Source organism: Sunxiuqinia sp. sy24 (assembly GCF_052677165.1).
In genome coordinates this window covers 1-709 of the sequence record NZ_JBQYLH010000046.1, presented here as the reverse complement: position 1 = coordinate 709, position 709 = coordinate 1, and the positions used below count along the sequence as shown (strand labels likewise).

The 709-nt window shown below is 33.3% G+C and carries 1 protein-coding gene; it reads left to right on the top strand.

Features of this window, described 5'->3' with window-relative positions:
* Positions 1-34 precede the first annotated feature (34 nt).
* On the top strand, positions 35-709 hold a 675-nt coding region (locus ACUNWA_RS19020), incomplete at its 3' end, for a hypothetical protein (RefSeq protein ID WP_445593511.1).

The following is a 709-nucleotide window of genomic DNA, read 5'->3' as shown; positions in this document are numbered from 1 at the left end:
AACGTTGCCAGCAATTTGTAACGACAGTACTAACATGAAAACTGGATTAAAAATATTATTGACATTACTACCAAATTTTGTTTTCGGACAGATTGATTTAATACCTCCAATTGATACTTCTTTGGTTTTCTTACCAAGTATCATTTCGACAACAAATTTAGAGCATAGCAGCCCTTCGATAAATATTGACAATAATTTGATTTGTTGGTCGATTTGGGAAAGACCAAAACCTGAGAATCCCAAACAGAAGATTAAGATTCTGAATTATAACTCTGATTCTGTGCCAATGACAATTGAATTTTCTGGAGAATTTACAGATGGTGGACCGATTTGGATTAATCCAAATAAGATACTTTTTTACTCTAAGAGACCAATTGTTAATAGCAAACCAAATGAATTGACTAATGATTTGTGGATATGTGAGAAAATTGACAATAATTGGAACGAGCCATATTGTTTAAAGTTTTCAGAGTATACAAGATTTGCAGTTTCGCCTACAATAACAAATTCTGGCACCATATATTTTGTTGGGTTTGCGGATAGTGTAGAAAACAACATGGGGATTTATTATTCAAAACTAGGAGATTCAGGGTACGAAAAACCAAGACTTCTCTCAACTTCGATTAATTCAAAGTATTTCGACTGGACACCATTCATTGCAGATGATGAATCATATTTAATTTTCTCATCAAACAGACCCGGGAGTAGA